Origin of the sequence: Pseudomonas frederiksbergensis (assembly GCF_003732665.1) — a bacterium.
GTDB classification, from domain to species: domain Bacteria; phylum Pseudomonadota; class Gammaproteobacteria; order Pseudomonadales; family Pseudomonadaceae; genus Aquipseudomonas; species Aquipseudomonas frederiksbergensis_G.
On sequence record NZ_MOBP01000045.1, the window covers coordinates 1 to 255 of the forward strand.

The window sequence follows — 255 nt, forward strand, 5'->3', positions numbered from 1 at the left end:
CGGGATCGAACCGTTGACCTCCTGCGTGCAAGGCAGGCGCTCTCCCAGCTGAGCTATGGCCCCGTATTTCTACAGGCGTTTCCCACACAAGCAAAATTGGTGGGTCTGGGCAGATTCGAACTGCCGACCTCACCCTTATCAGGGGTGCGCTCTAACCAACTGAGCTACAGACCCAATTTCGAGCTGCTTTTAATCGTCTTCTTCAATGAATCAAGCAATTCGTGTGGGAACTTATGGAGCAGCTGATGTCGTCGA

Annotated in this window: 1 tRNA gene; it reads right to left on the reverse strand. The window is 52.9% G+C overall.

The annotated features are described in order from the left end of the window. Positions 1–97 precede the first annotated feature (97 nt). Positions 98–174 (reverse strand) — tRNA-Ile (locus BK665_RS33060). Between the last annotated feature and the right edge of the window lie 81 nt (positions 175–255).